The organism is Sphingopyxis sp. (assembly GCF_965227415.1).
Lineage (GTDB): Bacteria > Pseudomonadota > Alphaproteobacteria > Sphingomonadales > Sphingomonadaceae > Sphingopyxis.
On record NZ_OZ245749.1, the window covers coordinates 1,909,083 to 1,932,612 of the forward strand.

Sequence of the window (23,530 nt, forward strand, 5' to 3'; positions counted from 1 at the left end):
CGGAGCTTAGGTCACGCGATTCTTATCAGGTTCCGCTTTGTGAAATACGCCCGGGATGCGTCAATGAAGGCGCGGACGTTGACGGACGCGCGCCTGTTCGCCTGATAGACCAAGTGAACCGGGACCGGAGGCGGCCCATAATCGTCCAGTATTGTCACTAGGTTCCCCGCGGCTATGGCATCAAGCGCCTGGTACGACAGAACGCGCGCGATTCCAGCGCCATCGACCGCGGCGGCGATGGCCGCATCGGCGGTGTTGAGCGTCAATCGTGGATCAATTCGAATGGCAGGTTTACCGATTCCGCCAAAGCGCCATTCGTGCCCTCGGTCGAGCTCGATAAAGGAAATCAAATTATGGTCATGCAGCGCAGGCACATTTTCGGGAACGCCGTGCGATGCAAGATAAGCGGGGCTGGCGACCAGCACGCGCTGGACTTCTGCCACTTTGAGCGCGTGCAGTGAACTGTCGGACAAATCCCCAATCCTGACCGCGACATCGATCCCTTCGTCGACGAGCCGTACGACGCGATCGATCAGCGTCAGCTCGATATTCAGCGCGGGATTTTCGCGCAGCAATCGCGTGGCCACGGGCAAAATATGGCGTCTGCCAAATGTTACCGGTGCCGTGACAACCAGGCGGCCCCCAGGCATGGCACTATCGCCGCGAAGCGCGAGTGCCGCATCGTCCAGATCGGCAATCGCGATACGGCACCGTTCAAGATAGATGGCGCCCTCGTCGGTCAATCGCACCGACCGGGTTGTCCGGCGAAACAGGGCGGTGCCGAGCGATTCTTCAAGTCCGCCGATGGCACGGCTTGCAGACGTAGGCGAGACCCGTAGTTTGCGGGCCGCCTCGGCAAAACTCATATTGTCCGCAACGGCGACGAAAATGCGCAACATTTCCAGACGATCCATGATTATCCCGATATCGGCACGAGTGAAGTGTTCACTGAACGGATTATCACAGGTTTGGAAAGATGGCACTTCCAATGAGAGGCAGCACCCCGCCGCCTGATCAGGAGAAAAGCCCTTGTCCCGCCTTGCCATCCCAACCCGTGAAGACGCCCCTGAAAAATCGCAACCGTTACTGGATGCGGTCGAAAAGCAGCTCGGCGTTGTCCCCAATCTATTTCGCTTGGTCGCCACCAGCCCCGCCGCGCTCGAAGGATATCTCGGCCTCAACGCTGCGCTCGGTCGCACGCTCGACGCCAAGACTCGCGAGCGGATTGCACTGGCCATCGCGCAGGCGAATGGCTGCGACTATTGCCTGTCGGCGCACAGCTATCTCGGGCTCAATCTCGCCAAAATCGACGATGCCGAAATCGCGCTCAATCGTGCCGGCCACTCGGGCGATGCGAAAGCCGATGCAGCCATCGTCTTTGCCGGCAAGGTGCTCGGCGCCCGCGGCCGGGTTACGGATGCCGATATTGCCGAAGTTCGTCTCGCGGGCTTCTCCGAGGCCCAAGTGATCGAGATTGTGGCAACCGTGGCGCTCAACGTTCTTACCAATTACATCAACAATGTCGCGGACACCGATATCGATTTCCCGGTCGTTCGAGCGGCTCAAACTGCGTGACTCCCCGTCGTCGGCCGGCTGCTCTCGGCTGGCCGACGGCTTTCCTCGGGTTCGAAGCCCACAACGCTGTTTTGCACTTCGCGTTGGCCCACAAGGAATGAACACATGATCGACATCGACGTGGAAACTGAGCGGCCGCCGCTACCTCCTTTCACCTTGGAGACCGCACGGCGCAAGGTGCGCGCCGCCGAGGACGCCTGGAATAGCCGTGACCCAAATCGGGTAGCGCTCGCTTACACGATCGACAGCGAATGGCGGAACCGTGACAGCTTCGTCCAAGGGCGGAGCGCCATAATTGCGTTGCTCACAGAGAAATGGGCGCGCGAAGAAGAATATCGCCTAATCAAGGACCTGTGGGCGTTCACCGACAACCGGATCGCCGTCCGGTTTCAATATGAGTGCCGTGTCGCCGGCCAATGGTTTCGCTGCTACGGCAATGAACAGTGGGAATTCGCGAGCAATGGCCTGATGCGGCGCCGCGAAGCCTCGATAAACGATGTGCCGATTGGCGAGAGCGATCGACGCTTTCTATGGGACGGCCATGCGCCACGACCGGAAGACCATCCCGGCCTAGTTGGTGTGGGTCGATGACAGTATTTCGCATCACTGCCCTGTCGGGAAGCTTGCGCGCAGCCTCGACCAATACGGCTTTGCTGCTTGATATTGCAGCAAGGGCGCCAGACGGGGTGACAATCGATCTATTTCCCATCGGTGAATTGCCGCTGTTCAATCCTGACCTTGAGACCGATCTACCCAGCGCGACGATTCATTTCCGCGCTGCGATTTCGGCAACCGACGCAATCATCATTGCCAGTCCCGAATATGCCCATGGCATAAGCGGCGTACTCAAAAATGCCCTCGACTGGCTGGTCGGATGCGAGGGCTTCGCGGGCAAGCCGGTACTTATCCTGAATGCCGCTCCCCGCGCGCACCATGCGATCGCCGCGCTGCGAGAAACATTGTCGACGATGGCGGCTCAGCTCGTCGACAGCCTGCCGCCGATCGAGACCATCACCCCGAACCCACAGCAAGGAAATTGACATGTTACGCAATTTGAAACTGCTTTTGCCACTTCTGCTCGTCACCACCGCAGCACCTGTCGTGGCTCAGGATCATTCGGGATTTCCGGTAAATGTGGTCATTCCCAAATCTCCGTCACCGGTGATTGCCGACGGTCGCACAAGGTTGGTGTATGAACTGCACTTGACGAACTTTTATTCGAAAGCCTTCGACCTCGCGGGCATAGACGTGCTCGACGGTGATGCGGCGCTCGCCACATATCGCGGTGAAACCCTCGACGCCTTGCTGATGCCAATCGGGGCGCAAGCCGACAAACAACCAATGCGAACGATCGAAGGCGGCGGGACGATGGTCGTTTTCATCGACATGACATTGCCATTGAATGCGACCGCGCCGGCCCGGCTCCGTCACCGACTGATATTTACGGCAAAGGTCGGCGATGGCTCCACAATCGAACGAACGGTCACAGGTGTCGACATCCAAATCCAGCCGGACACACCCGTGATCGGCCCGCCCCTCCGCGGCGGAAGCTGGGTCGCGGCGAATGGATTGTTCAATGCCGATCATCGACGGTCTTTCAACGCCGTTGATGGCCGCGAACATCTCGCGCAGCGTTTCGCCATCGACTGGGTAAAGCTTGGCCCTGATGGGCGGTTTTTTCGAGACAATGCATCGGCCAATGCAAATTTCTACGGCTATGGTGCGGACGTTATCGCGGTCGCCGATGGAATGGTGTCAGCCATGGTCACAGATATTCCCGATAATGATGGGAATAATCCGCAAAGCGGTCGAAGCGTGACCTTGGACAATATCACCGGCAACTCGCTCATCCTCGATCTAGGGGACGGGCGATACGCGCTCTACGCTCATTTGCAGCCCGGCAGTTTCAAAGTATCGATCGGTGACAAGGTGAAGACCGGACAAGTCTTGGCCACGCTCGGCAATTCCGGCAATTCGGATGCGCCCCATCTGCATTTCCAGATTATGGATGCTAACTCGCCATTGGGAGCGGAAGGCACTCCCTATGCCATCAAGTCATTCACACAATTGGGCACGCTGGCAAATCTGGACATTTTGACCGATGGCAGACCCTGGCTCGCCGAGCCAACGCCTTCCAAAACATTGCACAACGAGTTTCCAATCGACAAAGCTGTCGTCACATTTCCATAAGCGCAGCCGATACAATGATCGGCTGGTGAGCGAGTTGACAGATGCCGACACGCCTACAGTCGGTAGCATCGTAATCGGACAGGAGACGGCCGTCTGCAGTTTGCAGTCAGGCCGTCAGGAGACCGGCGGTTCTTGGCGCAGGATATGGCGGAAGCGGACATTGACGTCATCGGCGGCCAAGTCAGCCCCAGGCGTTGTTGCGTCATCTTCTCCGCTACGGCGATTCCAGCTTATTGCGCCCGCAGCCAGCGTCCAGAGCGCTGCCAAGCCAAATCCAGCGCGTATCGCGTCCGCGATCGGAAACAGGCTCATCAAAAACGCGGCGATCAAGCCGCCCAAGGTTTGCCCGATGAGCCGCGCAGTACCTTGTAGCCCGCCAGCCGATGCTGATCGCTCCACAGGCGCCGCCAGGAACATGTTGCGATTGTTCGGTGTCTGAAAAAGACCGAAACCGATCCCGCCGGTGGCGATAAACAGCAGGTGGGGCCACAGTCCGTCGTCCGCAGATAAAAGCGCAAGGCCTCCCAAGCCGGCCGACAGGCAGACGCCGCCTGCTGCACACAGGAGGGATGGCGGCACTCGACGCAGCAAGCGCGTGGTGATTGGCGTCGTGAGGAGCACGGCGAGCGGCCAAGGGGTCAGCCAGACACCTGTTTCGAGTACCGATGCTCCGAATCGCGCGTGCAAGACGAACGGCAACGCGATCATCCCCAACCCTTGACCGGCAAAGCAGCAGATCGACGCGGCGACTGCGTTCGCAAAGGACCGGTTGCGTATGAGATCGAGCGGGAGGAACGGCGACGCTCTGCGAGAATCGCGCCGGACGAGATAAAATGCGATAGCGAAGCCAATCGCTGCCAATGCAATGCTGACGGCTCCAGAAGCCGAAAATGCGGCGGCCGCCACGAAGGCTGGAACGATCGCCAGAAAAAGCATCAGCCCAGTCCGGTCGAGGCCAGGCGACGCACCGGCCACGCGCGGGAGCGCAAGACTGGCCAGAATCGCAACGATGCCGAGGGGTATTGTGCCAGCGAAGAGGAGGCGCCACTCCCCGAGCGATAGAAGGCCGGCTCCGATCGCGGGTCCGGCAGCGGTGAAGACGGCAACCGTCATGGCGTTCCAACCGATCGCAGATCCCAGTTCGCATGGCCTTACGGTCTGCCGCAGCAATGCGATTCCGAGCGCCATGATCGCCGCCGCCCCGAGACCCTGGGCGATACGCGCGCCGATTAGAAATCCAAGACCCGGGGCAAACAGCGCGAAGCCCGCGGAAACGATGAACAGCGCGAGCCCCGCCATAAAAATCGACCGATAGCCGAAACGCTCGCCGAGCGCCGCGGCGGGGAGAAGTCCGGTGACAAGCGCCGCCTGATAGGCAATGACGATCCAGATGGTTCGGCCCGGCGCCTCTCGAAGCGCCGATGAGATCGCTGGTAGCGCGACATTGACGCTGGCCGCATCGAGCACGGCCGCTGCCATCGCAGCGAGGACGCTCGCGATAGCGACGAGACGGCGGGTGCCAGACAAGGGCGAGCGTTCCCCGGTTCCGGCCGACTTCGTCACCGCGTCCCCGCGATCCAGCGCCCGTCCTGTTCGACATAGCGCGTAATCTGCTCCAGCGAGAGATCGCGCTCGGTGAAACGGAACTGGATCGCCGGACCGGAGATGCATCGCGTGTCGTGAACGTCTCCGGGCAGATAGACTTGCACCTCGCCGGCGCGAACACGGGTGGTATCGCGCTTGACCAGTCGAGGCGTGCCGTCTGCACCGGCGATCGGCGCATAAGTGCCCATCTCCATCTCGCCATCGAGAACGCCATAGATGACCCAGCTGCGGCCATGGTCGTGCGGCGGCCGATAACGACCTTCTGCCTCGGTGTGCGCGAGGAGAAGGAACCCGTGGACGGGATCGCGGTAAAGCTCGCGATGATCGGGCGCGTCGTCGCGGAGTCCAGCCACCCACGGCTCGCTCGCCGGAACGGAGAGCAATTCCGCCAACCGCGCCTCGCAGCTGGCGATGAGAGTGGATGTTAAAGGTCCCCAGCTGTCGCGAACGCGACCTGCGAAAAGATCCAATGCAGTTCCTGACATGACAATCTCCCTTCTCAGCGAATGGCAGGAAGACAGCTATGCCCATGCAGGATGTGGCGGAAGGAGCAGCATTTGCAGTTCATCATTGCGCTTGACGCTATGTTGAAGATCGCATCGGTGCTATGAGGCTTACATGGGCGGTCCCGATCTCAACCTCCTCTACACCCTCGATGCGCTGCTGCAGCAGGGGAGCGTTGCGGGCGCGGGGCGGAAGCTCGGGCTCAGCCCCTCGGCGATGAGCCGCGCGCTTGCACGCCTGCGCACGGTGACCGGCGATCCTTTGCTTGTCCGGGCAGGCCGCGGCCTCGTCCCCACGCCGCGCGCAACGCAAATGCGCGACGAGGTCCGCCGCTTGGTCGAGGATGCGCGTGCGGCCCTGCGCCCCGCCGACGGGATCGATCTGATTTCGCTGTCGAAGACCTTCGTTCTGCGAACCAGCGACGGCTTTGCCGAAACAATCGGGCCGACGCTTGTTCAACAAGTGTCCCAGGAGGCTCCCGGCGTCCGGCTTCGCTTTATCCGCAAGCTCGACAAAGATAGCACCGGCCTGCGCGAGGGCGACATCGACCTCGAAACCGGCGTGGTGGGAAAGACCATCGGACCCGAGATCCGCGCCCAGGCGCTCTTTTCCGATCGCTATGTCGGCGTTGTGCGCGCGGGACATGCGCTTGCCGAGGGCAAGATGACGGCTGCCCGCTATGCCGAAGGCCGCCATGTTCTTGTGACGCGGCAAGGACTGGACCTTGGGGCCATCGACGAGACGCTCGAATCGCGCGGTCTTGCCCGCCACATCGCGACGACGGTCGACGGTTTTGCCGCTGCCGTCGCGCTGGCGCGGGGCTCCGACCTTGTGGCGACGGTTCCCGAACGTCACACGCGCGGGTTATGCGAGGGAATGGTGACCTTCGCTCTCCCTTTCGACACCGACCCGTTCACGGTCTCGCTGCTGTGGCATCCGCGAATGGATGGCGATCCGGCGCATCGGTGGCTGCGCGATTGCGTTCGCGCCTCATGCAGGGCGTTTCAAGAGACACCGTAGCGCCCTCGCAGGTCTGAGCTTCGGCGCCGGGACAGATAGCGCCAAGCGCAATTGGAGAGTGCAGACGATGCGCGTTCCGCCACATCATGCGGCCTGCTATCCCCCTCAGTCGAATATTCCGGTGAAGAAGGGACGGACTGACTTAGTCCATCAAGGGGATCCACATGCCAAGTTGGGGAATATCGCCGGAACTGGGAAATCGGAGCATGCTGCGCCCCGGCAAATGGCGCCCGGCGCGCAGTCTCGCCTGGATGGTCGCGATGGTTTTCGCGATCGTCCTGTCCTTCGGACCGTCGACCGAAGCGCTGGCACATGCGCTGCCCGCGCAGCCCGTCTTCGGCTTCCTGGCAAAGGCATTCGGCGCACTGATCATCTTCGGCGCCTACGTCCTTCTGGTGCGCGTGGGAGAAGGTCGCTGGCCGAGTGAACTTTCCCTGCGATCAGCGCCGACGGGCATCATGGCCGGTCTGCTGATCGGCGCTGCGATGTTTACCGTCGTGATGGCCGCGGCATGGGTCGGCGGCGTTTATCATTTCGACTATCATGGCCTGGTCACCGCCTGGCGCGGCGCAGGCCTTGCGCTGGAATCGGGCGTATTGGAAGAAGTGATCGTGCGCGGCGTCGTGCTGCGGCTCGTGTGGCGCGCCTCGAGTCCGACGACGGCATTTGTCGTATCGGGCCTGTTGTTTGGCGCGGGACATTTCGCCAACCCGGGGGCGACGCTCCTGACCACGGCGTGCGTTGCGATCGAAGCCGGCGTCATGCTCGGCGCCTTCTATGCCCTGACGGGCAGGCTTTGGGTGTCGATCGGCGTGCATAGCGGCTGGAACTTCACCCAAGGCTACCTCTTTGGCGCGCAGGTGTCTGGCGGCAATTTCGGTGACTCCCTTGCGACCACCAGCCCAAACGAGAACCTGCCGGATTGGCTCACCGGCGGTACTTTTGGCCCCGAAGCCTCCGTCATCGCTTTTGCCATGTGTTCGGCGGTCGGTGCCGTCGTGCTCTGGCTCGCGTGGCGCGCCGGACGTTTTTCGGGAAACCCGGCGTGACCAAGATGCAGGCATCGCCCTCTTTGCAACACCCTGTCGCACCTCGCCGCCAGCAGCGGAGAAACGCATTGCACATGCCGTTCGCGAAAAGCTGTCGCGTGGGTTGGCGCGCAGGATACCTCGCTGCCCCCCTCGCCTTGATCTTCACAGTATCGGCGAATGCGCAGCTCGCAGCGCCGGATTTCCCGATCGAGGCCGGCCTTCGTCGGACCATCGCGATCGAGGGTTCCGGCGATCAACGCTTTGGCCTGGCGGAGCGCATGGCGCATTACAAGGTTCCAGGGGTCAGTTTCGCGGTGATCGAAGGCTGCCGCATTGTCGATGCGCGAGGGTTCGGACGGCACGCAGTCGGCGGCGAGGCCGTCACGCCCGAGACGCTGTTTCAGGCAGGATCGATGAGCAAGAGCGTCACCGCGATCGCCGCGCTGCGCTTGGTCGATCAGGGAAAGCTCGCGCTTGATACCGACGCCGACACGCTGCTGAAGGACTGGTCGTTTCCAGAGACGCCGCTTCTGACAACCGAGCGGGTGACGCTGCGCCGCCTCCTTGGCCATACCGCCGGCACAAACATTGAGGGGATGCTCGGCTATATGCCCGGCGCGGCGCTTCCATCGATGACACAGATTCTGAATGGTCAAGCACCTGCCAACACGCCAGGCATCATAGTCCAGAAAGTGCCGGGCAGCGCGTGGGACTATTCCGGCGGGGGCTATATTGTCATCCAGAAGCTGATGGAAGACTCCGCAAGCGAACCATTTCCCGACCTCATCGACCGGCTCGTGCTCGATCCGATGGGCATGACGAGCAGCAATTTTCGGCATCCTGTCCGCGGCGACGGCGCCAGACGGGCCGAAGGGACCGCAGCCGACGGCTCCGCGCTTCCCGGAAATTGGCGTCTCTACCCCGAAATGGCGGCTGCCGGCCTCTGGACCACCCCGAGCGACGTCGCGCGTTTTGCCATCAGAACCGCGCACGCCGTGCGCGGCGAAGATCATTCGATCCTCAGCAACGAGGCGACTGCGCAGCTGATGACGCGCGGCCTCGGCAACTGGGGCCTCGGTGTCGATTTGGGTCCACCTGACAGCCCGCGCCAGTTCAGTCATACCGGCAAGAATATCGGCTTCACCTCGATGTTCATCATGTACCCCGACAGTTGCCAGGGGGCAGTGGTCATGACGAACGGCTATGATGGAGGCTGGCTGATCAATGAAGTCATCCGTTCGATCGCCGACGCCTATCATTGGCCGGCTAGAAAGCCCGCGCCCGTGCAGGCTGCGGTCCCGTTGACGGATGCCATCGCGCAGCGGTTCGTCGGCGCATACCGACTGCGGGATTTCCCGTCGGAGCGCTTCGTAATTTCTCGAACGCCTGGCGGCAGCCTTTACTGGGCGCGAGCCGGCTTCGTCGGCCGCGACCTTTTTCCACAAAGCGATGGAAAGCTCTTTTCGCCGGACAGCGTTATGACGCTTGAGGCGCGCGACCGTGAAGTTGTCCGCGCGCAAACGCTGAAATTGTCATTCGGCGGTGGGATCAACATCGCAGAGCGCATTGATTGACGGCCGATGGCCGTTTGGAGACTGTCCGGTTCTAAAGGAAAAGCCTTAAGGGCAGACACCTCAACTCCTGCTGCGCTATCGCGAGACATATCCTGCTTCGCCAAGTCAGATGAGCGCATGGTTGGCAAGCCATCGGCAACCTGCAAGGAAGATGACCGCAATGCTTTTGAGCGACACACAACGCGGCCGCAACTGGCTTTCAAACTTCCGCGAGGATGAGCGGGCCACTGCCACGCTGTTGCTCGACGCGCTCGAACTCGTCGGTCAGGATGAGCTGCGAATTGCATTGACGGAGCTCATTCAAACTCTTCGTGATGAACTTGCGACACCGATCGCGCTCGTTCCGGTGCGCGAACTAGACTATGATCAAGGCTATTATCCGAATGGGCGCGACGCCAAGCCGCGCCTGCTCCCTACCGCGTCCTTCCCCGGCAGCGAGGCGATCATTGCAAACATACTGACAGGCGCTCACCGCGCCGAGACTTGGCCTAAGCCATTTCTCGGATCGCCGAGCCTGCGCAACATGCGAGCGGCGAAGTGCCATACGATCGTCTTGGTTGATGATTTTTCAGGCTCCGGACATCGGATCACCCGATTTCTTAGAGGGCTTCGGAAGCACAAGACACTGCAGAGCTGGGTTTCGTACGGACTCATCGAGTTTCACGTCGCGGTTTATTCAGCGACGCCCAGAGCCCTTCGGCGACTTGAGATCGTCTTCGGCCCGGACAAAGTTCACATCCACAAGGTTTGTCCGACAATTGCCAATCGAAAATGGGATCCGGCAGATGTCGAATCCGTCAAACGGCTTTGCCGAACTTATCTGTCGGACCGACTGATATCTCCGTCATTCGGCTATGACAGCACTGGTTCGCTTCTCGCCTTTTCACACTGCGCGCCCAACAATCTGCCCACGATCCTCTGGCAGGAGTTCCGATATGGTCATCCCTCTTGGTTCCCGTTCTTCATGGACAAAGGCGTTCCGCTCGATATCCATGCGCAGTTCGGACAAGACAATGACGAGCGGAAACAGGCTTCGGCTCTGCGGCGCCTGCGCCAGCCCGCACATGCTGCCATATTATGGTCTCAGCTTCCGTCCAACGATGCGAGAGACATGATGTTAGTGCTCACCGCTGTAGGAAGACGGGCGCGCAGCCGCGAGCTGGTAGCAGAGCTTACAGGACTTGCACTTCCGGAGGTCAGGCGGGCGGCCAATCTGTGTCAATCGTTTGAACTGATTGATCAACGCCTACATCTTACGGACCGAGGCAGACGCGAACTGGGTCAATTCCGGACGGTACGCCTCGCTGCCGACAATTTTCAGTTGAATGGAAGCAGCATTCCCTATTATCCACAAAAGTTGAGGGCGGGGCGTTAGCGTTTAGAGTTGCCGGCGGGGAACCGTCGGCGTCCTTCCGGTAAAACGGGCGGCCGGCTACGTCGTAGCCGGCTGGAAAAAGCAGCCGCCAAACGCGCCGGCGGCAAGGGAGACTTCCCCTCTCGGGGCCTCAAGCCGTCTCCCTTGCCGACGTCACGCGAGGTGACCAAAGTAAATGACTACTGTCTCGCCCCACCAATATCGTGAACAGGCAAGGTTGCTGGGCCTGTCCGCAGAAACTATCGACAACGCGCTAGCGCAAGCGCGCGAGGTTGAACGGCGCGGTTTTCTCCCGATCCTCTCACTAAAGCACCTCGCACATCTCACCGGCGCACCTTACGGATATTTGCGCAGCATCGTGAGCCGCGGGCATGACGGCTATAAGCCGTTCGTCATTCGGAAACGAAGCGGTGGACAACGATTAATAGCAGCGCCCGAACCGATTCTTCTCGAGGTCCAACGCTGGATTTCAAAGAATATTCTCGCTCGCCATACGGTCCATACGGCGAGCATGTCAAACGGCGTTCAAACGGGACCCCCGATCGGCGTCGAAGAAGGACCCCCTTGCGGATATGATGGGGGTTTGTTGAGGTGAGCCTTGCGCTGCGTGCGGCGGAGGTCGGGCGTAGCCCGACCGGAGGCGCACGCAGCGCAAGATAGATTTTTGAAGGCGGCGAAGGTGGCGGTCAGCTGCGGTTTTTGAAGCGCCAGCTATCGTTGCCCGTCTCGACGATATCGCAGTGGTGGGTGACGCGGTCGAGCAGCGCCGTGGTCATCTTGGGATCGCCGAAGACGGTAGGCCACTCGCCGAACGCGAGGTTCGTGGTGATGATGACGCTGGTGCGCTCATAAAGCTTGCTGATGAGGTGGAACAGCAACTGCCCTCCCGAGCGTGCGAACGGCAGATATCCAAGCTCGTCGAGCACGATCAGGTCGAGCCGCGACAGCTGCGCCGCCAGGGTCCCGCCCTTGCCGATCCGGGTCTCCTCTTCGAGGCGTGTCACCAGTTCGGAGTGCCGATATCGGAAAGTATGTAGACATCTTTGCGCCACAGGTTTTGCGCTTCTCAGCGGTGACCAAATGCGAGCCTCACCGTGCTTTCAATTTTGGGGATTCCAAGGGAATGACATTCGACCGGGTGCTTATCTTCCCACATGGCCCAACCCTTAAGTGGCTCACTACCGGAGAGGTGAGGCACGTCGAGAAGTCGCTTACAAAACTTTACGTTGCTATCACACGAGCGCGATTCAGCGTGGCATTCGTCTTGGACATGCCACAATCCCAGATCCACACGACGTTGTGGACGCAGCAAGCATGATGAGACCGTTTTCATTTCTCCCCCAACGGAATAGGCTGCTTTCGGGTCGCTGTGGATTGGCGACTAAAGACTGACTTCAGGCGCAAAGCAGCCGAACAAAAATGGCGGCCCAGTCGGGCCGCCAGAGTTGAATGGAGAAAGCTCTCCACTTGGGTCGCATTGCGGCGCATACACCGACTCTTGGCCAGCGCTATCAAAATTAGGCTGCCGTAACGGAATCATCTTTCAGTGATGCGGTGCTGCAACAGTTCCTTGGTTGATTAGTGACACTGCAGCCTCCGATAACGCAGCGATGCGGGATGCCGCGTCGGCAACCTCCAAAACTGCACGGTTTCGTTCGTCGGCTGTCATCATAGCACCAGTGATGGCGACGGCGCTGGCGTCCTCCATCATGATGCCGATCCGTGTGCAAAGCTGAGCGAGAAGTTCGTCTGTATCGTCCATTGGGCGACCACGCCGCGACACGCTGCGGAAGTCCAGACGCAGCTTTTTAGTCTGTTGCGAATATTCCATTCGACTTCGTCGCCGCTGCAAGCATTGGTGTTGGTGCGCGAGAACGGTGGCGCAAGGCTCCGACCCAGCAGGATCCGGAGCATGTCTCAGTGGGACCGACATCGGGTCGGCGCCACTGGAGACCTCATATGACCGAAGACGTTTTGATCGCCGCATCACTCGCCCGCCCGCAGACCAAGGCAGCCACGGTGCAAAAGCTGCTCGCGCGCACCAAGGGCGCGACGCTTGCCGAACTCACCGACGCGACCGCGTGGCAGCCGCATACCACCCGTGCATTTCTGACCGGTATACGTAAGAAGGGCATCACTCTCGTCCGCGAGTGTCGCACGAACGGCGACACATGCTGGCGCATCGAGCGCTAATCATGGCGCGCATCGAGGAACAACTGGCCGGGCTGGCGACTTTGTCGCCAGCCCGGCTGCGTGCGGAATGGCGGCGATTGAACCGCGGACAGCCGCTGACCGAGGGCCTCACGTCCAGCCAACTTGCTCGAAGCATCGCATGGCGCCTGCAGGAGAAGATGCAGGGAGGGTTGTCGCCGGCCCGAGTGCGGGAACTTGACCGCCTCGCCGGACAGCTTGACAGCGACGGCGACCTGGAAATGGCCGCAGACCGATCCCTGAAGCCAGGCTCGCAGTTGGTCCGCCACTGGCACGGAAAAGCTTACACCGTCACCGTGATCGACCAAGGGTTCGAGTTCGAAGGACAGCATCACTCGTCGCTAACCCATATCGCTCGCCAGATCACCGGTGCCGCATGGTCGGGTCCAAGATTCTTCGGGCTCACGCGAAAGGTCGCCTCATGAAACCGCAATGCTCGCGCCGTCGCTGTGCGATCTACACCCGCAAATCCACAGACGAGGGCCTTGACCAGAGCTTCAACAGCCTCGACGCTCAGCGCGAAGCCTGCGGCGCCTACATTCTCAGCCAGACGCACGAAGGTTGGGAGCCGACCGGGGAGCTATACGACGACGGCGGATACTCAGGCGGATCAATGGACCGGCCGGGCCTCCAACAACTGCTGGAAGACGTTGAGGCCGGGAAGGTCGACATCATCGTCGTCTATAAGGTCGACCGGCTTACCCGAAGCCTCGCCGATTTTGCGCGCATCGTCGACGTGCTCGACAAGCATGGCGCATCATTCGTGAGTGTGACGCAGGCGTTCAACACGACAAACAGCATGGGCCGGCTCACGCTCAACGTCCTGCTGTCCTTCGCTCAATTCGAGCGCGAAGTGACCGGTGAGCGTATTCGCGACAAGATTGCGGCGTCCAAAGCGCGAGGCATGTGGATGGGCGGCACGGTGCCACTGGGATACGAAGTCAAAGACCGTAAGCTCGTGATCGTGCCCGACGAGGCGGCGCGGGTGCGCCATATCTTCGAACGCTATCTCGCCCTCGGTTCCGTTTACGACCTCCAGGCTGAGCTGGCTGCCGATGGAATATTGACGAAGTCACGGATGCTCAAGGATGGTCGCAATTACGGCGACAATAATTTCAGCCGGGGTGGCCTGTATCAAATGCTCCGCAGCCGGATCTATCGCGGCGAGGTAACGCACCGCGGTAAATCCTATCCTGGCGAGCATGATGCGATCATCGACGCCGATACATTCGAGGAGGTGGCCAACCGTCTGACGGGCAACCAAGTCAAACAGAAGCATGCAGCCTATGCCGAACACCCAAGCCTCTTCGCCGGGATCATCTGGGATGGCGACGGGCGCCGCCTTACACCCAATCACGCAAACAAAAGCGGGGTTCGCTACCGCTATTATATCAGCCAGAAGGACAAGCAGCGCTTGGACCTGCCTGTCGTGCGTGTCCCGGCCGGTGATATAGAGAACCTGCTCATCCATCAGCTTCGGCAGCAGTCCGGCGTAAGTTGGGATGGCCCACGTCCAGCCCGAGAGCTGGTACTCGCGTCGGTGCGGAAAGTGACGATCCATCGCGACCGCGTGGACATCGAGTTTATCGACCGCGACGGCCCGGTATCCATCCCGGCCACCATGGTGCGTTGCAGCGGCGAGAAGCGCATTGCTGCGGCTCCGGAAAATTACCTCCATCCCCGTCCCGATGCGTCGCTCATCAAACTGATCGTTCGGGCCCATCAAGCCAACAAGGCGTTATCCGATCCAGCGAACCCCTCGGTCGAAGCCGCGGCGACCTCCATGTCGGTATCGACGCCCTACTTCTGCTCTCTGCTCAGGCTAGCCCACCTCGCGCCCGATATCACGACTGCCATCCTTGATGGGCGGCAGCCCGCGCACCTCAATCGACAGTTCCTCGCGCGCACCAATAATCTGCCGATCGATTGGCAAGGTCAGCGCGCCATGCTCGGGTTCGCATAAACCCACCGCGCACAGTAACAAAGGATAAGATGCGCATCTGATGCGCATCTTTCATGCAACGCATCCTCCGACCGCAAAATCCTCGAACAGAGAATCTGCGTCTGATGGCGACGGATTTCAGCTGTCGAAAGCGTCTCTAAGTCGATGGTACGCACGATGGACAGCGCACTAAGCCACTAACATGTCGCGACATTTTCCCCGACGTAACTACTGCGTCGCGAAGATTGCAGTCGACTAGTGACGGCGTGGTGGGCGCTGACGGGCTCGAACCGCCGACCCTCTCGGTGTAAACGAGATGCTCTACCAACTGAGCTAAGCGCCCCCGAAGGGAAGGCGCCCCTGCCACAGCTTCCCGCTGCTGGCAAGCTTTGCCCTATTCCTCGAGCGCCTCGAAATAGCGCGTCAGCGCATCGAACGTCGCTTCGGCCAGCGCGATGAAGATGCGGCGGCCGTCCAGCGAATCGGCCTCGCGGACAAAGAGTTCCGCGTCGGTCATCGTCTTGATCCAGCGAAGCGCCGTGGTCGCAGGAACCGCAGCGGCGATACAGAGGCTGGAGACCGACACCGGCTGGCGCTCGAGCCGCGCCGCATAGAGATCGAGCAGCATATCCCAGGCGGGGTCGGCAAACAGGTCGGCAGGAAAATATTGCTCGCGCATCCGCCGCTGGCGCAGCATCCGCCGCACTGCTTTCGCCCGCTGGCGCTCGCGCGTCCATTCTTCGGGAACGAAGCTGCGCGGCATCTGCGTGAAATCCCGCCCCGGCGCGCGGATAGTCCCGGCATAGTCGCCATAGTCTCCTTCGGACGAAGGATAGCCGGCAGGCGTCCCCGAAAGCCCGCCACGCTGACCCGCGAGATGCTCGAGCAAGCGCGAGATGCGCGCGACCTCTTCCTGCAACCGGTCGATGCGTTCCATCGCGGGATCGCGGGTGGTTTCGTACACGACCTGATACCGTTCGCGCTGCGCCGCCGCCAACGCGGCGCGCCGGTCGGTCGCTTCGGCATCGACAAGCCATTCGACGCGAACATCCTCGGGCACCACCGCAACGAAGCGGTCGAGCGCCTCCAGCGAGGTTTCGCAAATCAGATGACACCCCTTTTGCGCCGCTGCCGCGCAAACATCGGCGAAGACCTAGTCATCGATCGCTGCGGCCTGCGCCCACCAAACGATGTCGATGGCGAGCATCGCATGGATATGGTCCGCCGCCTGCGCCGACGGTACCGCCGCAGCAAGCCGGACGCCTTCGATCAAATCCAGATCAGACGCATTCGCCGCCGCTGCAATGAAAAGCAGCGACGAAAGCGGCCCGCGCGTCCGATTTCCGTCCGCTTCGGCGCCAAAGGATGTCGGCAGAGCGTGCGGTGTCGCCGATCGGATCTGCATCGCCTGTTCCATGCCGCGCTCCCTGCTGCCCTCTCGCTCCATCCCGGTGTCCGTATGCCCTCATTTCGGCGATACTTGCCTTTCGTTCGTTCCCATTTGCCGCCGTTTCGGACTCAGACGAACAAAGTGCGGGCGTCGGCTCGACTGGAGCGGAAGGCGTTTGGTCCATTCTGGACACTGTTTGTTCTCCCCGTCAACTGTTTCTTCGCCTTGCCAAGCCGCGGCCTACCCGTCAGTCGATGGATATGTCGCTCTCGCCCCTTACCCGCATGCGCTGGCGCCGGCGCCTCCGGTCGCTCGCCGCGATGAGCCTGCTCCTGGCGCTCGGCTGGGCCGTCTGGGTCGCGATGCCCACGCCGGTGGCGGCGGTGCCGGTCGTCCATGTGATCGACGGCGACAGCCTGACCGTGAAGCAGGGCGATGCGACGACGACGATCCGGCTGACCGGCCTCGACGCGGTCGAGTACCGGCAGGATTGCGGTCGCGGCAACGGCAGCCGCTGGTCGTGCGGACACGAGGCGCGCGCTGCGCTGGAAAAGCTGGCGGGAAACGGCCCGCTCCATTGCGAACTGGCCGCCAAGGACGCCTATCACCGCACGCTCGCCTCATGCCGCACGCTGCCTTTCCCCGATGGCATCGACGTTGGCGCAGAAATGGTGCGACTGGGCTGGGCGATCGCGACGAGCGACGCCTATCTGGTCGAGGAAGGCGAAGCGCAGGCGAAGCAGCGCGGTATCTGGCAGGGCGGTTTCGTGGCGCCTGCCGACTGGCGCGCGACGCACGCGCGACCCGCCACCGCGCTCGGCGCTCTCGATCCCTGATCGACTCGGCTTTGCCTCGCGGCCTTTTGCGGCTAGGGCGTCGGCTATGAACGGCCTTTTTCCAGTGATGATCGGCGGCGCGCTCGGCGCGGGCACCCGGCACCTCGTCGGGCAAGCGATGCTCGCGCGCCTCGGTCCCGGCTTTCCCTGGTGGACGCTGTCGATCAATATCGCGGGCAGCCTGCTGATGGGATTGCTGATCGGCACGCTCGCGCGGAGCCATGCGGGCGGCGATACCGCGCGCCTGTTCCTTGGCGTCGGCGTGCTCGGGGGGTTCACGACCTTTTCCTCGTTCAGCATCGAATTCTGGACGCTGTTCGAACGTGGGCAGACGGGGCAGGCCGCCGCCTATGTCCTGGCGTCGGTGATCGGTGCGATCCTTGCCTGCGGGCTTGGACTTCTCGCGCTGCGGCAGGTGCCGGCATGAGCGCCTCGCAAACCAGCCAGGACGGCGCGATCATCGCCGAGGAAGACGATGGCATCCGGCTCGACCGCTGGTTCAAACGCCACCGGCCGGGAACGCCGCACGCGCTACTCGCGCGCTGGGCGCGGTCGGGGCAGCTGACGCTGGACGGGAAGAAGGCCGATGTCTCGGATCGCATCGCGACGGGGCAGACGCTCGTCATGCCGACCCCGCCGGTCGAAACCGCCGCGCGTCCCGCGCGCAAGGGCCGTCCGCTGACCGACGCCGACGTCGAACTCGCCGAATCGATGGTGATCCACCGCGACGCGGGCGCGCTGGTTCTGAACAAGCCGCCAGGTCTCGCGACGCAGGGCGGTACCAAGACCGAACAGCATGTCGACGGCCTGCTCGATGCGCTGAAGTTCGACGGTCCGGTCCGGCCGAAGCTCGTCCACCGGCTCGACAAGGACACGTCGGGCGCGCTGCTGATCGCACGCACGCCGCGCGCCGCCGCCTATTTTGCCAAGAGTTTCTCGAACCGCAGCGCGCGCAAGACCTATTGGGCGCTGATCGTCGGTGTCCCCGACATCCAGCAGGGCGAGATCGACCTGCCGCTCGCCAAGCAACCCGGTTCGGGCGGCGAGAAGATGCACGTCGATGAAAAAGGCCTTGTTTCGAAGACCCGCTATCGCGTGATCGAACGCGCCGGGAACAGCGCCGCGTGGGTCGAATTGCAACCGCTCACTGGCCGCACCCACCAGCTGCGCGTCCATATGGCGGCGATCGGCCACCCGATCGTCGGCGACGGAAAATATGGCGGCAAAGGCGCCTTCCTGACCGGCGCGATCAGTCGCAAGCTGCACCTTCACAGCCGCCGCCTGCGCATCGACCATCCCGACGGCGGCGCGATCGACATCAGCGCCGAGGTGCCCGAACATTTCGCCGCGAGCCTGGACGCGATAGGATTCGACCGGATGCTCGGCGATGTCGGGATCGAGACCGGCGAGCGCGGCCCGCCTCCGAAAGCGGCGGTGAAGGCAGCGGCAAAGGCGCACAGCAAGCAGATCCGCAAGGCACGGCGCGGCGAACGGCGCGGGCGCACCGCGACGAGCAAGCCAACCGACCAGGTCGGCAAGCCCAAGGTGAAGGCGAAGGCGACGGCGACGGCGAAACCGGGGACCGGCAAGCCAGCCGCGAAGCCCCTCGCCGCCAAGCGCGCAAGCCCGAAAAAGCCGCGCCCGCCCAAGGTTCGCTGATGCATCCCAATCCCGCCTTTCGCCCGCAGCAGGACGATCTGGCCGCGCTGTTCGTGCGTGAGATCGGATTTGCGGCCATCTTTGCAGGCACCCCCGACGGCCCGCGCGTCGCGCACGCGCCCGTGGTGCTCGGCGACGACGCGACGACGCTGCAATTCCATCTCGCGCGCGGCAACGGGCTGACCAAGCATCTCGACGGCGCGAATGCGCTGGTCGTGGTGCAGGGTCCCGACGCCTATATCAGCGCCAACTGGTACGCCGACGCCGCGATGGCGGTGCCGACGTGGAACTATATTGCCGTCGAAATGGAAGGTACGGCGCGAAAGCTCGACGATGGCGGGCTCGTTGCGCAGCTGGACGCCTTGTCGGCGTTGCACGAAGCGCGGGTCGGAGAAAGCCCGCCATGGACGCGCGAGAAGATGGATCCGAATTATTTCGGCAGGCTGACCGGCGCGATCACCGGCTTTGAAATGCGCATCACCGCGTGGCGGCCGACGCTCAAGCTGTCGCAGAACAAGCCCGCGGACGAACGCGAGCGGCTGGCGGCCAAGGTCGAGGCGAGCGGTCATGGCGCTGTCGCCCATTTGATGCGCCAGCTCGGCGGCGATAAGGAAAACATATGAACCAGCCCGACGACGCGCTCGCCAAGAAGCGATTCTTCGCCTTGTCGGCGATGCGCCTGATGGGCGCGCTGTTCATCCTTGCAGGCTTCATTCTGATCCGCGGCGCGTGGACGCTCGCGGGGCAGCCGACCGATCGCTGGATCGGCGTTGCGGTCGTGATCGTCGGTGTCTTCGATTTCGCGATCATGCCGCGCCTCCTCGCGCGCCGCTGGCGGTCGCCCAAAGATCTATGAAGCGATTCTGGGAAAAGGCCGAAGCCGTCGTGCAGGACGGCGGCTGGGGCATCGCGCTGGACGAGCGCCCCGTGCGCACACCGCGCCGCGCGCCGTTGGTGGTCGCAAAGCTGGCCCTCGCCGACGCCATTGCCGCCGAATGGTTGGCGCAGGGCGAAACGATCGACGCTGCCGCGATGCCGATGACCGGGCTTTCCAACGCCGCGATCGACCTGGCGTCGCCCGATCCGACAGCGTTCGCCGAACCGATCGCCGCTTATGCCGCGACCGACCTGTTCTGTTACCGCGACGATCGTGATGCAGCCTTGCAGGCCGAGCAGGTCGCGGCATGGAACCCGCTGCTTGCCTGGGCCGAGGCGCGCTATGGGGTCGAGTTCACCATCACGCAGGGCATTCTGCCCATCGACCAGCCGGCCGAGACGGTTGCGGCGCTGCGCGAGGCGACATTCGCGGTCGACCCGTGGCGGATGGCGGCGCTGACGAAGCTGGTGACCATCGGCGGATCGCTGGTGGCGGGACTCGCCAGCGTCGAGCAAGCATTCGACGCCGGAGGGTTGTGGGATGCGGTCAGCCTCGACGAGCTTTATCAGGAACGCCGCTGGGGCGCCGATGCAGAGGCACAGGCGCAGCGGGCAGCGCACAAGCGCGACTGGGACGATGCGGTACGGTTTCTGACGCTGCTCGATTAGGGTCCGTACTCGATTGACGCGCCGTCAGTCGGCGAAGTTCGGTTTCCGCTTTTCCATATGCGCCATCACCGCCTCCATCTGGTTGGGTGTGCGGATGACCTTCACCTGCTCGTCGCTTTCGGCCTGCAATATTTCGGCGTCGGTCGCATCGGCGAGCATGTTGCACAGGCGCTTTGCCCCCCGGATCGCGTGCGGGTTCTTGTTGGCGATGACCGCCGCAAGTTCCATCGCCTTGGCAAGCGGATCGTCGGAGAGATGCGTCGCAAATCCCAGGATCTTTGCCTCGGAGCCGGTGAATTCGCGATTGGTGTAGATCATCTCGCGCAGCACGTCGTCGGCGACCTGCGTCCGCCAAAGCGCCATTCCCGCAACATCGGGGACGAGACCCCAGCGCATCTCCATGATCGCGAGGCGCGTGTCGGGGTGGACGATACGAATGTCGGCCGCCGCCATGATCTGGCTGCCTGCGCCAAAGGCGACGCCATGCACCGCCGCGATCACCGGCACCGGAATCTCGCGCCAGCCCCACGCAGCATATTGCGCATTGTTCGAGAGGCCGCGGGTGCGGTCGGACAGCGTGCCCCCGGCGCTGCTCGCGCCCGGATCGCGCTCGGCGCTGAGGCTCGACAGGTCGAGCCCGGCGCAAAAGGCCCGGCCCTCGCCCGACAGCACGACGACGCGCAAACCCGGTTTGGTCTTGAGTTCGTCGATCGCTTCGGAAAGCGCCGTCCACATTTCCGTGTCGAGCGCGTTCATCTTGTCGGCGCGGATCAGCCGGACATCGGCGATGCCGTCGTCCAGCATGGTGATCGAGATGCGGTCCTTCATCGGAGAGTCCTTCACTTGGCCGTTAGCGCCGCTTCGACGAGCGGCAGTTGATCGTTGCCGAAATACATGTCGGTGCCGTCGACGAACATCGTCGGCGACCCATAACCGCCGCGGGCGACGACTTCCTCGGTATTCGCGCGGAGACGCGCCTTTACAGCATCGGTGCCCGCCGCAGCGCGGATCGCCGCGCCGTCCAGCCCCTCGGCATTTGCGACAGCCTCGAGTATATCGGGATCGTCGAGATTTTCCTGCCGGTCGAAATAGCTTGCGAAAGCTGCCCGCGCGAACCGCACCAGCGCCGCCTGATCCTCCTCGAGCGCCGCGGCGAAGCGCATCGCCTGCACGCTCTTTGCCGGGTGCCACTGCGACGGGAAATTCATCGGCACGCCGGCGAGCCGCGCCCAGTCGTTCAGCACTTTCCAGCTATGCTGCAGCCGCCGGTTGTCGGCCTGTTCGCGCGCGGCATAGACGGCGGGGTTCACGGCGTTGAACACGCCGCCGACCAGAATCGGGCGATAGGTCGCTGTCGCGCCGGTGCGTTCCAGAACGCCCGGCAGATTGTGGAATGCGAGGCATGTCCACGGACTCGACAGATCGAAGAAGAATTCCAGGTGCCGCGCCATCGTTCAGGCCTTTGCCTTGTCCCAATATTGGTCGCGAAGCAGGCGCTTGTAGAGCTTGCCCGTGTCGTGCCGCGGCAGCGCTTCGAGGAAGTCGATCCGGCGCGGGATCTTCACGCCCGACAGCTTTTCGCGCGCATAGGTGATCAGCTCGTCGCGGAATGCATCGGTCGCATCGGCCATGTCGGCAGGCTGGATCACCGCGATCACTTCCTCGCCCATCTCTTCGTGCGGCCCCCCGACGACTGCGACATCGGCGACCTTCGGATGCGTCACGAGATGATTCTCGATCTCCTGCGGGTAGATGTTCACGCCGCCCGAGATGATCATGAAGCTCTTGCGGTCGGTGAGGTAGAGGAAGCCTTCGTCGTCAACTTTGCCCACGTCGCCCAGCGTCGACCAGCCTTTGGCATTGCGGCTCGACGCCGTCTTTTCCGGATCGTCATGATATTCAAAGACATTTTCGCTTTCGAAGAAGACCGCGCCTTCTTCGCCGACGGGCAGTTCGGTTTCATTGTCCTCGCCGACGATGTGGAGCGCGCCCATGATCGGGCGGCCGACGGTGCCCTTGTGCGCGAGCCAGTCCTGGCTGGTGGCGAAGGTCATGCCATTGCCTTCGGATCCGGCATAATATTCGAGCAGCACCGGCCCCCACCAGTCGATCATCGCCTGTTTGACCGGCACCGGACAGGGCGCGGCGGCGTGGATCGCGCCCTTCATCGAGGTCACGTCATATTGCGCGCGAACCGCGTCGGGGAGCTTGAGCATGCGCACGAAATGCGTCGGCACGAACTGGGCCGCATTGCAGCGATAATGCTGGATCGCGGCGAGCGCGGCCTCGGGGTCGAACTTCTTCATCAGCACCACAGTGCCGCCGAGCCGGTGGATCGTCATCGACCAGCGGAGCGGCGCCGCGTGATAAAGCGGCGCGGGCGACAGATAGATGCTGTCGGCGCTGATCCCGAAGGCCGCGGAGGCGAGCAGGACAAGGCTGTTCGGTGCATCGATGGCCGGATCCTCGGGCAGCGGCACGCGCACGCCCTTGGGCCGCCCGGTGGTGCCCGACGAGTAGAGCATGTCGACCCCGGCACGCTCGTCGGCGATGCGCTCGGCGGGCATCCTGGCAAGTTCGTCCTCGATCTTCGGCCAGCCCGCGATATCGCCGCCCATCGAATAGCGGGTGATCCGCGTCTTCAGCTGCTGCGCTGCGGGGCCCAAGTCGGCCGAGACGATCAGGATCTTCGCGCCCGAATTTTCCAGAATATAGTCGGTCTCGTCCTGCGTCAGCCGCGACGAAATGCACACATAGCGCAGCCCGGCGCGCTGCGCGCCCCAGGTTAGCCCGTAATAATGTGGCGTGTTTTCGAGCATGAAGGCGACGACATCGTCATGTCCGAGGCCGTGCGCGCGAAACAGCTGGGCCGCGCGATTCGACGCAGCGTCGAGCTCGGCATAGCTGATCGTCTCGCCAGTTCCCGCGACGATGATCGCAGGCTTGTCGGGCGTGGTGCTGGCATAGGTCGAGGGATGCATCGGCGATCGTCTCCAGGGGGCTTGTTGGTTTGTTTATGTCCAGGACCCGTAGCAAACTGAAACTTTCGGTCAAGCAAGCTGGGCCGAGTGGC

Annotated in this window: 26 protein-coding genes, 1 tRNA gene and 1 pseudogene; 17 read left to right on the forward strand and 11 right to left on the reverse strand. The window is 62.5% G+C overall.

Annotated features, from left to right (window positions below; all coding sequences use genetic code 11):
* Window positions 1-11: 11 nt before the first annotated feature.
* Window positions 12-1,046: a LysR family transcriptional regulator gene (locus tag ACO055_RS09340; protein WP_422062315.1), complete on the reverse strand. Its 1,035-nt coding sequence runs from the start codon at window positions 1,044-1,046 to the stop codon at window positions 12-14.
* On the opposite strand from ACO055_RS09340, the gene ACO055_RS09345 reads away from it, so the two are divergent.
* From ACO055_RS09345 to ACO055_RS09360, 4 genes are all read left to right on the forward strand, one after another.
* Window positions 1,030-1,575: a carboxymuconolactone decarboxylase family protein gene (locus tag ACO055_RS09345; protein WP_422062316.1), complete on the forward strand. Its 546-nt coding sequence runs from the start codon at window positions 1,030-1,032 to the stop codon at window positions 1,573-1,575. The genes ACO055_RS09340 and ACO055_RS09345 overlap by 17 nt on opposite strands.
* Window positions 1,576-1,680: 105 nt before the next feature.
* Window positions 1,681-2,166 carry a DUF1348 family protein gene (locus ACO055_RS09350; protein ID WP_422062317.1) on the forward strand — a complete coding sequence of 162 codons (486 nt, stop codon included), beginning with the start codon at window positions 1,681-1,683 and terminating at the stop codon, window positions 2,164-2,166.
* A complete protein-coding gene (locus ACO055_RS09355) occupies window positions 2,163-2,615 on the forward strand; it encodes an NADPH-dependent FMN reductase (RefSeq protein ID WP_422062318.1) in 453 nt (150 codons plus the stop codon). The genes ACO055_RS09350 and ACO055_RS09355 overlap by 4 nt, the downstream gene beginning before the upstream one ends.
* Before the next feature lies 1 nt (window position 2,616).
* Entirely contained in the window at window positions 2,617-3,765 is a 1,149-nt protein-coding gene (locus ACO055_RS09360; RefSeq protein ID WP_422062319.1) for a M23 family metallopeptidase, read from the forward strand.
* Window positions 3,766-3,879: 114 nt separating this feature from the next.
* Here ACO055_RS09360 and ACO055_RS09365 read toward each other — a convergent pair whose 3' ends face one another.
* Both ACO055_RS09365 and ACO055_RS09370 read right to left on the reverse strand, forming a co-directional pair.
* Entirely contained in the window at window positions 3,880-5,328 is a 1,449-nt protein-coding gene (locus ACO055_RS09365) for an MFS transporter (protein WP_422062320.1), read from the reverse strand.
* Entirely contained in the window at window positions 5,325-5,723 is a 399-nt protein-coding gene (locus ACO055_RS09370; protein ID WP_422062321.1) for a hypothetical protein, read from the reverse strand. The genes ACO055_RS09365 and ACO055_RS09370 overlap by 4 nt, the downstream gene beginning before the upstream one ends.
* A gap of 265 nt (window positions 5,724-5,988) precedes the next feature.
* On the opposite strand from ACO055_RS09370, the gene ACO055_RS09375 reads away from it, so the two are divergent.
* The 4 genes from ACO055_RS09375 to ACO055_RS09390 all read left to right on the forward strand — a co-directional run bounded on the left by ACO055_RS09375 (window position 5,989) and on the right by ACO055_RS09390 (window position 10,874).
* On the forward strand, window positions 5,989-6,894 hold the full coding sequence (locus ACO055_RS09375; RefSeq protein ID WP_422062322.1) for a LysR family transcriptional regulator: 906 nt from the start codon (window positions 5,989-5,991) through the stop codon (window positions 6,892-6,894).
* A 206-nt stretch (window positions 6,895-7,100) separates the two neighbouring features.
* On the forward strand, window positions 7,101-7,943 hold the full coding sequence (locus tag ACO055_RS09380; RefSeq protein ID WP_422062323.1) for a CPBP family intramembrane glutamic endopeptidase: 843 nt from the start codon (window positions 7,101-7,103) through the stop codon (window positions 7,941-7,943).
* Window positions 7,871-9,499 carry a serine hydrolase domain-containing protein gene (locus ACO055_RS09385; RefSeq protein WP_422062324.1) on the forward strand — a complete coding sequence of 543 codons (1,629 nt, stop codon included), beginning with the start codon at window positions 7,871-7,873 and terminating at the stop codon, window positions 9,497-9,499. The genes ACO055_RS09380 and ACO055_RS09385 overlap by 73 nt, the downstream gene beginning before the upstream one ends.
* 151 nt (window positions 9,500-9,650) lie before the next feature.
* Window positions 9,651-10,874, forward strand: coding sequence for a phosphoribosyltransferase-like protein (locus tag ACO055_RS09390; protein WP_422062325.1), 1,224 nt, complete (start codon window positions 9,651-9,653; stop codon window positions 10,872-10,874).
* Between the two features lie 686 nt (window positions 10,875-11,560).
* On the opposite strand, the pseudogene ACO055_RS09395 reads toward ACO055_RS09390, so the two are convergent.
* Both ACO055_RS09395 and ACO055_RS09400 read right to left on the reverse strand, forming a co-directional pair.
* A pseudogene (locus tag ACO055_RS09395) lies at window positions 11,561-11,881 on the reverse strand (ATP-binding protein); the annotation flags it as partial.
* Window positions 11,882-12,417: 536 nt separating this feature from the next.
* Window positions 12,418-12,705 carry a hypothetical protein gene (locus ACO055_RS09400; protein ID WP_422062326.1) on the reverse strand — a complete coding sequence of 96 codons (288 nt, stop codon included), beginning with the start codon at window positions 12,703-12,705 and terminating at the stop codon, window positions 12,418-12,420.
* Between the two features lie 128 nt (window positions 12,706-12,833).
* Between ACO055_RS09400 and ACO055_RS09405 the strand changes: the two genes are divergently transcribed.
* Genes ACO055_RS09405 through ACO055_RS09415 form a run of 3 tightly spaced genes read left to right on the forward strand, consistent with a single transcriptional unit; the run spans window position 12,834 to window position 15,048 of the window.
* Complete coding sequence (locus ACO055_RS09405; protein WP_422062327.1) at window positions 12,834-13,067, forward strand: DUF3489 domain-containing protein; 234 nt, start codon at window positions 12,834-12,836, stop codon at window positions 13,065-13,067.
* Between the two features lie 2 nt (window positions 13,068-13,069).
* Entirely contained in the window at window positions 13,070-13,510 is a 441-nt protein-coding gene (locus ACO055_RS09410) for a DUF2924 domain-containing protein (protein WP_422062328.1), read from the forward strand.
* Window positions 13,507-15,048, forward strand: coding sequence for a recombinase family protein (locus ACO055_RS09415; RefSeq protein ID WP_422062329.1), 1,542 nt, complete (start codon window positions 13,507-13,509; stop codon window positions 15,046-15,048). Before ACO055_RS09410 ends, ACO055_RS09415 begins: the two co-directional genes overlap by 4 nt.
* Window positions 15,049-15,294: 246 nt before the next feature.
* Here ACO055_RS09415 and ACO055_RS09420 read toward each other — a convergent pair.
* From ACO055_RS09420 to ACO055_RS09430, 3 genes are all read right to left on the reverse strand, one after another.
* Window positions 15,295-15,370, reverse strand: a tRNA-Val gene (locus ACO055_RS09420).
* A gap of 51 nt (window positions 15,371-15,421) precedes the next feature.
* On the reverse strand, window positions 15,422-16,087 hold the full coding sequence (locus tag ACO055_RS09425; protein WP_422062330.1) for a hypothetical protein: 666 nt from the start codon (window positions 16,085-16,087) through the stop codon (window positions 15,422-15,424).
* Between the two features lie 93 nt (window positions 16,088-16,180).
* Window positions 16,181-16,444 carry a hypothetical protein gene (locus ACO055_RS09430; RefSeq protein ID WP_422062331.1) on the reverse strand — a complete coding sequence of 88 codons (264 nt, stop codon included), beginning with the start codon at window positions 16,442-16,444 and terminating at the stop codon, window positions 16,181-16,183.
* A gap of 233 nt (window positions 16,445-16,677) precedes the next feature.
* Between ACO055_RS09430 and ACO055_RS09435 the strand changes: the two genes are divergently transcribed.
* From ACO055_RS09435 to ACO055_RS09460, 6 genes are read left to right on the forward strand one after another with little or no spacing between them, the layout of a single operon-like run.
* Window positions 16,678-17,253 (forward strand): thermonuclease family protein, encoded by a 576-nt coding sequence (locus ACO055_RS09435; protein ID WP_422062332.1) that lies wholly within the window; start codon window positions 16,678-16,680, stop codon window positions 17,251-17,253.
* 46 nt (window positions 17,254-17,299) lie between these two features.
* On the forward strand, window positions 17,300-17,680 hold the full coding sequence (crcB, locus tag ACO055_RS09440; RefSeq protein ID WP_422062333.1) for a fluoride efflux transporter CrcB: 381 nt from the start codon (window positions 17,300-17,302) through the stop codon (window positions 17,678-17,680).
* A complete protein-coding gene (locus ACO055_RS09445) occupies window positions 17,677-18,912 on the forward strand; it encodes an RluA family pseudouridine synthase (RefSeq protein ID WP_422062334.1) in 1,236 nt (411 codons plus the stop codon). Before crcB ends, ACO055_RS09445 begins: the two co-directional genes overlap by 4 nt.
* Window positions 18,912-19,535, forward strand: a complete 624-nt coding sequence (locus tag ACO055_RS09450) for an FMN-binding negative transcriptional regulator (RefSeq protein ID WP_422062335.1) — start codon at window positions 18,912-18,914, stop codon at window positions 19,533-19,535. The genes ACO055_RS09445 and ACO055_RS09450 overlap by 1 nt, the downstream gene beginning before the upstream one ends.
* Complete coding sequence (locus ACO055_RS09455) at window positions 19,532-19,768, forward strand: hypothetical protein (protein ID WP_422062336.1); 237 nt, start codon at window positions 19,532-19,534, stop codon at window positions 19,766-19,768. The genes ACO055_RS09450 and ACO055_RS09455 overlap by 4 nt, the downstream gene beginning before the upstream one ends.
* The gene (locus ACO055_RS09460; protein WP_422062337.1) at window positions 19,765-20,457 is read left to right on the forward strand and encodes an ATP12 family chaperone protein; all 693 of its coding nucleotides are present in this window, start codon (window positions 19,765-19,767) and stop codon (window positions 20,455-20,457) included. Before ACO055_RS09455 ends, ACO055_RS09460 begins: the two co-directional genes overlap by 4 nt.
* Window positions 20,458-20,481: 24 nt before the next feature.
* Here ACO055_RS09460 and ACO055_RS09465 read toward each other — a convergent pair whose 3' ends face one another.
* The 3 genes from ACO055_RS09465 to ACO055_RS09475 are packed head-to-tail and all read right to left on the reverse strand — an operon-like array spanning window position 20,482 to window position 23,438.
* A complete protein-coding gene (locus tag ACO055_RS09465; protein WP_422062338.1) occupies window positions 20,482-21,285 on the reverse strand; it encodes a crotonase/enoyl-CoA hydratase family protein in 804 nt (267 codons plus the stop codon).
* 11 nt (window positions 21,286-21,296) lie between these two features.
* Window positions 21,297-21,908, reverse strand: a complete 612-nt coding sequence (locus ACO055_RS09470; RefSeq protein WP_422062339.1) for a 2-hydroxychromene-2-carboxylate isomerase — start codon at window positions 21,906-21,908, stop codon at window positions 21,297-21,299.
* A gap of 3 nt (window positions 21,909-21,911) precedes the next feature.
* Window positions 21,912-23,438, reverse strand: a complete 1,527-nt coding sequence (locus ACO055_RS09475; protein WP_422062340.1) for an acyl-CoA synthetase — start codon at window positions 23,436-23,438, stop codon at window positions 21,912-21,914.
* Window positions 23,439-23,530 lie beyond the last annotated feature (92 nt).

What these genes read in the sequence shown, in the direction of transcription:
- ACO055_RS09460 (WP_422062337.1), top strand. Translation starts at nt 19,765, where the DNA reads ATGAAGCGATTCTGGGAAAAGGCCGAAGCCGTCGTGCAGGACGGCGGC.
- ACO055_RS09360 (WP_422062319.1), top strand. Translation starts at nt 2,617, where the DNA reads ATGTTACGCAATTTGAAACTGCTTTTGCCACTTCTGCTCGTCACCACC.
- ACO055_RS09400 (WP_422062326.1), bottom strand. Translation starts at nt 12,705, where the DNA reads ATGGAATATTCGCAACAGACTAAAAAGCTGCGTCTGGACTTCCGCAGC.
- ACO055_RS09390 (WP_422062325.1), top strand. Translation starts at nt 9,651, where the DNA reads ATGACCGCAATGCTTTTGAGCGACACACAACGCGGCCGCAACTGGCTT.
- ACO055_RS09405 (WP_422062327.1), top strand. Translation starts at nt 12,834, where the DNA reads ATGACCGAAGACGTTTTGATCGCCGCATCACTCGCCCGCCCGCAGACC.
- ACO055_RS09450 (WP_422062335.1), top strand. Translation starts at nt 18,912, where the DNA reads ATGCATCCCAATCCCGCCTTTCGCCCGCAGCAGGACGATCTGGCCGCG.
- ACO055_RS09350 (WP_422062317.1), top strand. Translation starts at nt 1,681, where the DNA reads ATGATCGACATCGACGTGGAAACTGAGCGGCCGCCGCTACCTCCTTTC.
- ACO055_RS09465 (WP_422062338.1), bottom strand. Translation starts at nt 21,285, where the DNA reads ATGAAGGACCGCATCTCGATCACCATGCTGGACGACGGCATCGCCGAT.
- crcB (WP_422062333.1), top strand. Translation starts at nt 17,300, where the DNA reads ATGAACGGCCTTTTTCCAGTGATGATCGGCGGCGCGCTCGGCGCGGGC.
- ACO055_RS09415 (WP_422062329.1), top strand. Translation starts at nt 13,507, where the DNA reads ATGAAACCGCAATGCTCGCGCCGTCGCTGTGCGATCTACACCCGCAAA.
- ACO055_RS09445 (WP_422062334.1), top strand. Translation starts at nt 17,677, where the DNA reads ATGAGCGCCTCGCAAACCAGCCAGGACGGCGCGATCATCGCCGAGGAA.
- ACO055_RS09430 (WP_422062331.1), bottom strand. Translation starts at nt 16,444, where the DNA reads ATGGAACAGGCGATGCAGATCCGATCGGCGACACCGCACGCTCTGCCG.
- ACO055_RS09455 (WP_422062336.1), top strand. Translation starts at nt 19,532, where the DNA reads ATGAACCAGCCCGACGACGCGCTCGCCAAGAAGCGATTCTTCGCCTTG.
- ACO055_RS09435 (WP_422062332.1), top strand. Translation starts at nt 16,678, where the DNA reads ATGTCGCTCTCGCCCCTTACCCGCATGCGCTGGCGCCGGCGCCTCCGG.
- ACO055_RS09375 (WP_422062322.1), top strand. Translation starts at nt 5,989, where the DNA reads ATGGGCGGTCCCGATCTCAACCTCCTCTACACCCTCGATGCGCTGCTG.
- ACO055_RS09410 (WP_422062328.1), top strand. Translation starts at nt 13,070, where the DNA reads ATGGCGCGCATCGAGGAACAACTGGCCGGGCTGGCGACTTTGTCGCCA.
- ACO055_RS09355 (WP_422062318.1), top strand. Translation starts at nt 2,163, where the DNA reads ATGACAGTATTTCGCATCACTGCCCTGTCGGGAAGCTTGCGCGCAGCC.
- ACO055_RS09470 (WP_422062339.1), bottom strand. Translation starts at nt 21,908, where the DNA reads ATGGCGCGGCACCTGGAATTCTTCTTCGATCTGTCGAGTCCGTGGACA.
- ACO055_RS09475 (WP_422062340.1), bottom strand. Translation starts at nt 23,438, where the DNA reads ATGCATCCCTCGACCTATGCCAGCACCACGCCCGACAAGCCTGCGATC.
- ACO055_RS09380 (WP_422062323.1), top strand. Translation starts at nt 7,101, where the DNA reads ATGCTGCGCCCCGGCAAATGGCGCCCGGCGCGCAGTCTCGCCTGGATG.
- ACO055_RS09340 (WP_422062315.1), bottom strand. Translation starts at nt 1,046, where the DNA reads ATGGCAAGGCGGGACAAGGGCTTTTCTCCTGATCAGGCGGCGGGGTGC.